At 69.0% G+C, this 7,502-nt stretch carries 7 protein-coding genes; 4 read left to right on the forward strand and 3 right to left on the reverse strand.

Annotated features, from left to right (window positions below):
• Positions 1-268: 268 nt before the first annotated feature.
• From tsf to frr, 3 genes are all read left to right on the forward strand, one after another.
• Positions 269-922, forward strand: coding sequence for a translation elongation factor Ts (tsf, locus tag ACLEQD_RS32550; protein WP_410389386.1), 654 nt, complete (start codon positions 269-271; stop codon positions 920-922).
• Positions 923-1,122: 200 nt separating this feature from the next.
• Entirely contained in the window at positions 1,123-1,866 is a 744-nt protein-coding gene (gene pyrH, locus ACLEQD_RS32555) for a UMP kinase (protein ID WP_128795818.1), read from the forward strand.
• Positions 1,867-1,915: 49 nt separating this feature from the next.
• On the forward strand, positions 1,916-2,470 hold the full coding sequence (frr, locus tag ACLEQD_RS32560) for a ribosome recycling factor (RefSeq protein ID WP_120559232.1): 555 nt from the start codon (positions 1,916-1,918) through the stop codon (positions 2,468-2,470).
• 75 nt (positions 2,471-2,545) lie between these two features.
• On the opposite strand, the gene cyaY is transcribed toward frr, so the two are convergent.
• Both cyaY and ACLEQD_RS32570 read right to left on the reverse strand, forming a co-directional pair.
• Positions 2,546-2,878: an iron donor protein CyaY gene (gene cyaY / locus ACLEQD_RS32565; protein WP_410389387.1), complete on the reverse strand. Its 333-nt coding sequence runs from the start codon at positions 2,876-2,878 to the stop codon at positions 2,546-2,548.
• A 19-nt stretch (positions 2,879-2,897) separates the two neighbouring features.
• Positions 2,898-3,440 (reverse strand): SixA phosphatase family protein, encoded by a 543-nt coding sequence (locus ACLEQD_RS32570; RefSeq protein WP_410389388.1) that lies wholly within the window; start codon positions 3,438-3,440, stop codon positions 2,898-2,900.
• A gap of 183 nt (positions 3,441-3,623) precedes the next feature.
• On the opposite strand from ACLEQD_RS32570, the gene ACLEQD_RS32575 reads away from it, so the two are divergent.
• A complete protein-coding gene (locus ACLEQD_RS32575; RefSeq protein ID WP_410389389.1) occupies positions 3,624-4,301 on the forward strand; it encodes a hypothetical protein in 678 nt (225 codons plus the stop codon).
• A 3-nt stretch (positions 4,302-4,304) separates the two neighbouring features.
• On the opposite strand, the gene ACLEQD_RS32580 is transcribed toward ACLEQD_RS32575, so the two are convergent.
• A partial coding sequence (locus ACLEQD_RS32580; RefSeq protein WP_410389390.1) for an FAD-dependent oxidoreductase occupies positions 4,305-7,502 on the reverse strand: 3,198 nt, incomplete at its 5' end.

Below are 7,502 nucleotides of genomic sequence, written 5' to 3' on the forward strand. Positions count from 1 at the left end.
CCCTCGTGGAGATGAAGGGCAGCGCTGCCGCCGCCCCCGCCGCCACCGAGCAGGCGCCCGAGGGTGGCGAGGCCACGCCGGCGGCGGAGTAACCGCCCGGTCCCCATCGCTTTCCTTCCGCAGCTTCCGGAGTCGGCCGGGCGGCACCTCTCAAGGCCCGCTGTCCGGCCGTCTCCGTTTTTCGTTCCAGCGTTTCCTCCCTTGAACTCAGGCCTCCGCCCCCGGCGCACGCCGCCAGGCTCGGAGCAGAAGAAGAAAGAGACACGACATGGCTGAGATCACCGCCCAGATGGTGAAGGACCTCCGCGAGCGCACCAACGCGGGCATGATGGACTGCAAGAAGGCGCTGGCCGAGTCCGGTGGCGACTTCGCCAAGGCCGAGGAGTGGCTGCGCAAGAAGGGCATCTCCAAGGCCGAGGGCAAGGCCGGCCGCGTCGCCGCCGAGGGCATCGTGGGCTCCTACGTCCACGGCGGCCGCATCGGCGTGCTGGTGGAGGTCAACTGCGAGACGGACTTCGTCGCGCGCAACCCGGACTTCCAGGAGCTGGTGAAGGACGTGGCCATGCAGATCGCCGCGGCCAACCCCAAGTACGTCCGCCGCGAGGAGGTCCCCTCCGAGGCCATGGACAAGGAGAAGGAGATCCAGCGCGAGCTGCTCAAGCAGCAGGGCAAGCCCGAGGCGATGCTGGAGAAGATCCTCGTGGGCAAGATGGAGAAGTACTACGAGGGCGTCTGCCTGGTGGACCAGCTCTGGGTGAAGGACGACAAGAAGAAGGTCGGCGAGATGATCAACGAGCGCGCCGCCAAGATTGGCGAGAAGGTCTCCGTGCGCCGCTTCGCCCGCTTCGAGGTGGGTGAGGGCATCGAGAAGAAGAAGGACGACCTGGCCGCCGAAGTGGCCAAGACGCTGGGCCAGGCCTAAGCCGCCTCCCGCCGTCCCGCCGTCCTCCAGGGCCGCGTGCCTGGGGCCCTTCCTCTCCTGGGGAAGGGCGCCGGGGGCGCGGCCCTTGGTCTTCCAGGCCCCTCCTGCCGGCGTCCGTCCGCCCGGCACCGGACGGTGCGGCGCGCGTCACGACTTCCGTCGTTGCTTGGGCGCGGGGCGGGGGATAGAAGCGGACGCGTATGTCCGAATCCACCTCTCCCTACAAGCGCATCCTCCTCAAACTGTCGGGCGAAGCCCTGATGGGCGAGGGGAAGTACGGCATCCACCCGCCCACCCTCACGCGCATCGCGGAGGAAGTCGCCGAGCTGTCGCGGACGGGGCTCGAAATCGCGCTCGTCATTGGCGGCGGCAACATCTTCCGCGGCGTCGCGGGCGCCACGGAGGGCATGGACCGCGCGAGCGCGGACTACATGGGCATGCTCGCCACCTGCATCAACTCCATGGCGCTGCAGGACTCGCTGGAGAAGCAGGGGCTGAAGACGCGCGTGCAGTCCGCCATCAAGATGGAGCAGATCGCGGAGCCCTACATCCGCCGGCGCGCGGTGCGCCACCTGGAGAAGGGCCGCGTCGTCATCTTCGCCGCGGGCACGGGCAACCCCTACTTCACCACCGACACGGCCGCGTCGCTGCGCGCGATGGAAATCAACGCGCAGGTCATCCTCAAGGCCACCAAGGTGGACGGCGTCTACAACGCGGACCCGAAGAAGGACCCCACCGCGAAGCGCTACCGGACGCTCACGTACATGGACGTCCTCAAGCAGAACCTCAACGTGATGGACTCCACGGCCATCTCGCTGTGCATGGACAACAAGCTGCCCATCATCGTGTTCGACCTGGGCACGCGCGGGAACATCCAGCGCGCCGTCACGGGCCACGGCGAGTTCGGCACCGTCGTCGGCGCGGCTGAGACGGTCTGGGCCTGAAGCCCCAAGCAGGACAGCGAACACACACCTACTTCTGGAGGAGACTCAAATGGCTGACGCCGCCGCGGAACTGAAGAGCCGTATCGACAAGTCACTGGACGACCTCAAGCGGGAGCTGGCGAAGGTGCGCACCGGCCGTGCGAGCACCGCCATCCTGGACGGCATCAAGGTGGACCAGTACGGCACGCCCACGCCGCTGGCCGGCGTGGCCAGCATCAACGCGCCGGAGCCCCGCCTCATCACCATCAAGCCCTGGGACAAGGGCGTGCTGAAGGACATCGAGAAGGCCCTGCGTGAGGCGAACCTGGGCATCAACCCGATGAACGACGGCGAGATGATCCGCCTGCCCTTCCCGCCCCTCACCGAGGAGCGCCGCAAGGACATCGTCAAGCAGGTGAAGGCGAAGGGCGAGGAGCACAAGGTCGCCATCCGCAACATCCGCCGCGACGCGAACGAGGCCCTCAAGACGCAGCAGAAGGACAAGAAGATCACCGAGGACGACCTCAAGCGCCTCACCAAGGACGTCCAGGACAAGACGGACGCCGGCATCAAGCAGGTGGACACCATGCTCGCGGCCAAGGAGCAGGAAGTGATGAAGGTCTGAAGCACCCGCCGTCCTGCTCGCGCGGGGGCTCGTGGCCAGCAGCGCCACGGGCCTCCTCCCAGGCTGTCGCGGGCGTCAGGACGGGTAGGTGAGCGCTTCGCCGGTGAGGTGCTTCACCACGCCGGCGACGAAGGCGAACAGCTCCAGCCCGCGCCCCTTGTCGTCCTTCCAGGTGCGCGAGGCGTCGTCGTAGCTGAAGTGGATGCCCTGGCCCTGGCCGGCCACCCAGACCTGCCAGACGGCGCGCTGGGTGTTGATGATGCACTTCTCCTGCGACGCGGCCGTGAGCGTCACCTTGTCCCCGGTGGCTTCGGCTTCCAGCACGTCCGGGTCGAAGGTGTCCGCGGCCGCCAGGATGCGCTTGAACGCGGCGGCCACGAGGGAGTGGTAGCGGGCTTCGTCCATCATGGCGCCGCGCTCCCGGACGTCACTGGATGACGTCGAGGACCTGCTGGCCGGGGGCGGCGTAGAACAGGAACTTCAGGTGCTGCGCCGGGGGGTTCTCCCCCTTCTCGCCGGGCACCTGGTCCTCCGTGCTGGTGGGCGTGTCCGGCCACTCCATGGCGATGACCGTGCCCGGGTTCACCGGCTTGGGGAAGGACTGCATCCCCAGCAGGTGCGCCGCCAGCGCGCCCATGGAGGGCTGGTGGCCCACCAGGACGAGGTTCTCGTCGGAGTACTCCTTGAGCACCGGCTCCACCGCGCCCACCGGCATGTCCGGCAGCAGGCAGCGGTGCACGCGCAGGAGGCCTTCATGCTTCACGGAGTTGGAGAGGATCTGCGCCGTCTGCACCGTGCGCACCAGCGGGCTGGTGAGGATGAGGCTGATGGGCCCCATGCGCTCGGACAGCGCCGCGAAGTGCGCGGCGACATTCGTACGGGCCTTCGCGGTCAGCGCGCGCGCCTCGTCGCCGAGACCCTCGGGGATCTCTGCGTCCGCATCGCCGTGCCTTACCAGGAAAATCCTCAAAGTCCCTCCACCGGAAGCTACAGGACCGCGGTTCGTACATGACCGTGGCCGGGTTGGTCAAAGGTAATGAGGCGAATGTTCAGTGCCCGGAACAGCCCGCCCGTGGAGGGCGTTCGGGAACCGCCGTTCGCGGGGCCAGCCGGAGCATACACTGGCCACCCGTTGGCGATTATGGGAGGTGGCATGCGCAAGTCGTGGGGGTGTCTGGCCGTCGTCCTCGTCCTGTCCGCGTGTCGCAAGGATGCGGCGGAGGGCCCGGAAGGGGGCGGCGGCGCCAGGGAGACGGTCGCCCGCCTGGAAGGCGGGGAGGCCGGCGAGGACGTGCCGGGCGGCCCCTTCACCGTGACGAAGGCCCAACTGGATGCGTACGTGGGCTACCAGCGCAAGATGCTGGAGGTGTACGGGTCGCTGATGCGGGGCCTGCAGGACATGGGGCCGCTGATGGACGCGGGCACGCCGCAGGCGCTGGCGAAGGCCCGGAGCGGCCTGAAGCTCATCGAGCGCAAGGCGCGGGCGGAGGCCGACGCGCGCCAGGCCGCGGGGCTGTCCACGGACGAGGTGAACCGCATCGCGGAGGTCGTCACCGCCGTCATCAGCCAGCGGCAGATGGGCCGGACGCTCCAGTACGAGGAGGAGCTCAAGAAGCTGGAGGCGCTCCAGTCCCGCATGCCGGAGGAGCAGCAGCAGGAGCTGGCGCCGCAGGTGGAGTCCATGCGGCGCCAGGTGGAGACCTTCCAGAAGCTCCCGGAGGCGCGCCGGGAGTTCGGCGACGCCAACGTGGACGTGGTGCTGTCCCGCGAAGCCGACCTGACGAAGAACTATCAGGACATGCTCAAGGCCTTCGCGGGCGTGCGGCGCTGAGGGCTAGACGCGCTTGAGCCGCGGCGCCTTCTTCAAGAGCTGCGCGAGGAAGGTGTCGCCCATCTTCTCCAGCACCGTGTTGCCGCGCAGGCGCTGGTTCAGGCTGACGAAGTCCACGTGGTCCAGCCGCTGGTCCTGGTTGTAGCAGGAGAAGACCCACGTCTCCTTGCCGGTGAGCGGGTCCACGTGCCGCTGGAGGCACTGGGCGCAGATCTCCTTCATCATGCACTGCATGGGGGAGTTGATGGACCCGATGGCCTCGTGGCCCGGCTTGAGGAACCGCTGGAGCACGCCGTGCCGGGCCTCCGCCACCGCGCGCATCATCCGGTCCGACCCGATGGCGATGATGCGGTCCACCTCGCTCAGCGAGATGACGGGCTCCACGCCCAGCTTGCCCTCCGCGTACGCCACCATGGCCTGCACCACGTTGCCCCGGAAGGCCGCGTCCTGCGGACGGCGCACGTCCAGCGTCTCCCCGGAGTCCACGGACCAGATGACCTGGTCGGTGCCGGCTTCGATTTCGTCCTGCTTGAACGAGTCCGACTTCAGCCGGTAGCCCGCGAAGTACACCACCCGGCAGCCCGCGGCCTTGAGCGAGCGCGCGATGGAGAAGAGCACCGCGTTGCCCAGGCCGCCGCCCACCAGCACCACCGTCTCGTTGTGGCCAATCTCCGTGGGCGCGCCCGTGGGGCCCATCAGCACGACGGGCTCGCCGGGCTTGAGCGCGGCGCAGAGGCGGGAGGAGGAGCCCATCTCCAGCACGATGGTGCCCATCAGGCCCTGCTCCTTGTCCACCCACGCGCCCGTGAGGGCCAGGCCCTCCATGGTGAGGCGCACGCCGTCCACGAGCGGCGCGTTCCGCTCGAAGTTCTGGAGCCGGTAGAACTGGCCGGGGGAGAAGTGGCTCGCGGCGAAGGGCGCGCGCACCACCACCTCCACGATGGTCGGCGTGAGCCGGTTCACCGCGACGACGGTGGCGAGGAACGCCTCATCCAGCTTCGCGAAGTGGGCGGCGCGCTTCGCCTCGCGCGCCTCCTGCGCGGCCGTGTCTCGGAAGTCCATGGCGGCGACCTCCTTCGCGAACAGGCGCGCCACCTCCGGGTGGCCGTCCTTCGCGCTGGCCATGGCCTTCACCACGTTGCCCGCGTAGGTCGGGTGGTTGTCGCCGTAGAAGGACACGAAGCGGCCGTCCTGTGCGTAGGACGTGAAGAAGCCCACCTTCGCCTCGGGGTCCTCGGCGGCCTCCACCGGCTGGAGCTTGAAGCTGTTTGCGTCTTCCACCAGCTCGTGGCCCTGGAAGTACTCCTTCGCCTCGTCCAGCTGGAAGGTGCCGGGGTACTCCTTCTCGTAGGTGACGTTGGGGGACGTGCCCGCCGCCACGCACACCGTCTTCGCCGGCAGCTCGAAGAACTGGCCGCTGCCCTTGAGCTTGCCGTCCACCGTCACCATGCGCTCGAAGCGGATGGCGCGCACCGCGCCGGTGTCGTCCTGCAGCGCCTCCGTGGGGCTCATCCGTTCAATGAAGCGGATGCCCTCCTCCAGCGCCTTGGACACCTCTTCGTGGTTGAGGCGGTAGGCGGGGGACTCCGTGAGGCCCCGGCGGTACACCAGGCTCACGCCGCCCCACGAACGCAGCAGGTGGATGAAGTCCGGCGAGCGGCCCTCGGCCCGGGCCTTCTGGCGCTCCGCGCGCACGGCGCGGCCGTGCTCCAGGAAGGTCTGGTAGGTGGCGCGCTCCTCGGCGTCCAGGCGCGCGACGGCGCCGTCCTCGCCCAGGTCCGCCACCAGCTGCTCGTGGCGCTCCAGCGTCTTCTCCACCTGCACCGGGTAGTACGCCATCAGCTCCGTGGCGGTGTCGATGCCGGTGAGGCCGCCGCCGATGACGATGGCGGGCAGCTGCACCTGGAGGTTCGCCAGCGAGTCGCGCTTGAAGGCGCCCGAGAGCTGCAGCGCCATCAGGAAGTCGGACGCCTTGCGGATGCCCCGGATGAGGTTGTTCTTCATCCCGATGATGGTGGGGCGGCCCGCGCCCGCGGCGATGGCCACGTGGTCGAAGCCCAGCGCCCACGCGTCCTCCACCGTCAGCGTGCCGCCGAAGCGGATGCCGCCGTAGATGCGCAGGCCCTCGCGGCGCGCGAGCGTCAGGTGGATGAGCGTGAGGAAGTTCTTGTCCCAGCGCACGGTGATTCCGTACTCGGACACGCCGCCGAAGCCCTCCAGCACGCGCTCGTCCAGCTCGCGCGTGAGCGCGCGCCAGTCGCGGATGGGCGCCAGCGTGTGGCCGTTGCGGCCCACCAGCTCATCCGGGAACGGCTCAATCTTGAGGCCGTCCACGCCGGTGACGGCGAAGCCTTCATTGAGCAGGTAGTGCGACAGCGTGTAGCCGGCGGGGCCCATGCCCACCACCATCACGTTGCGGCCCACGTAGGGCAGGGCGTACGGGCGGCGGAGGTTGAGCGGGTTCCAGCGCGTGAGGAAACCGTAGATTTCAAAGCCCCACGGCAGCTCCAGCACGTCGGTGAGCGTGGCCGTCTCCGCCAGCGGGATGTTCACCGGCTCCTGCTTCTGGAAGATGCAGGCCTTCATACAGTCGTTGCAGATGCGGTGGCCGGTGCCCGGGCACATGGGGTTGTCCAGCGTCACCATGGCCAGCGCGGCCACGGAGTCACCCTCGCGCTTGAGCGCGTGCGCCTCCGAGATGCGCTCGTCCAGCGGGCAGCCGGTGAGCGGGATGCCCAGGGGGTTCTTCTTGAACGAGTGGCCCTCCGCCACCGGGTCCTTCGCGGGGAAGCCCTTGCTGCACGAGTCCTTCTGCCGCTCGTGGCAGATGACGCAGTAGTCCACCTCGTTCATCACGTCGCGCGGGGTGCCCCGGCGGTCCGTGAGCTTGAAGCCGTCGCGGTGGCGCAGGTGGTGCTCCAGCCCTTCCGTCTTCTCCTCCAGCTGCGCGTCCGGGCGCTGCAGCTGCACCAGCTGATCAAACACCAGCGGCTTGGGCAGCCTGAGCGTGGGCCAGGTGTGGAAGAGGGCCTTCGTCTCCGGGTGCAGCGCGCGGGCGTACGTCCAGCGGTCCGCCAGCGACAGGAGCGCGCGCACGCACTGGAGCTCCGCCGCGTCGTCGCCCTTCGTCACCAGGCTGGAGCCGAACGCGTCCGCGCCCTCCGGCGTGGCGGTGAGCGCGGCGCGCAGGGCGGCCCAGCG

Source organism: Corallococcus sp. 4LFB (genome assembly GCF_046520365.1).
GTDB lineage: Bacteria > Myxococcota > Myxococcia > Myxococcales > Myxococcaceae > Corallococcus > Corallococcus caeni.

Coding starts and splice junctions, on each gene's coding strand:
- tsf (WP_410389386.1), top strand. CDS start 269: ATGGCTGAGATCACCGCCCAGATGGTGAAGGACCTCCGCGAGCGCACC.
- pyrH (WP_128795818.1), top strand. CDS start 1,123: ATGTCCGAATCCACCTCTCCCTACAAGCGCATCCTCCTCAAACTGTCG.
- frr (WP_120559232.1), top strand. CDS start 1,916: ATGGCTGACGCCGCCGCGGAACTGAAGAGCCGTATCGACAAGTCACTG.
- cyaY (WP_410389387.1), bottom strand. CDS start 2,878: ATGATGGACGAAGCCCGCTACCACTCCCTCGTGGCCGCCGCGTTCAAG.
- ACLEQD_RS32575 (WP_410389389.1), top strand. CDS start 3,624: ATGCGCAAGTCGTGGGGGTGTCTGGCCGTCGTCCTCGTCCTGTCCGCG.